Annotated in this window: 1 protein-coding gene; it reads right to left on the bottom strand. The window is 70.4% G+C overall.

Going from position 1 to position 433, the window contains the following annotated elements; all coding sequences use genetic code 11:
- Positions 1-119: 119 nt before the first annotated feature.
- The coding region (locus tag C5S61_RS03150; protein WP_205701352.1) for a GFA family protein at positions 120-433 on the bottom strand (314 nt) is incomplete at its 5' end.

Raw genomic sequence — 433 nt, forward strand, 5'->3', positions numbered from 1 at the left:
GCTGGTCATGGCGCGGGGCTCCCTCCGATGATGGCGCCCAGATTAACCGCTGCGCCGGCGGCGGGCACGGGGTTTTCGCCCGCCGCGCCAACCCCGGGCGGCGCGCGGACAGCAGCCGCTCAGCCAACCGGCGCGCCGCCATCCTGGGCGAACAGCGCCATGACCTGCGCCCCGGTCAGCCTGGGCGTGTCATTGGCGAAGTCGTAGTACGGCGGTTTCTGCTCGATATAGATCTGGCTGGTCAGCGCGAAGTCGCCGGTGTCGCAGGCGCCGGCCGGCACGAAATGCTCCCCGGTGGCCAGCAGGCGGTAATACAGATGGCTGCCGCAGCCACGGCAGAAGGCGCGCTCGGCCCAGTCCGACGACGCGTACACGCTGATGTGCTCGCGCCCCGAGAACACCACATCGGGCCCGCAGTGGACCGTCAGCCTGT

This window comes from Herpetosiphon llansteffanensis, assembly GCF_003205875.1.
Classification (GTDB): Bacteria; Chloroflexota; Chloroflexia; order Chloroflexales; family Herpetosiphonaceae; genus Herpetosiphon; species Herpetosiphon llansteffanensis.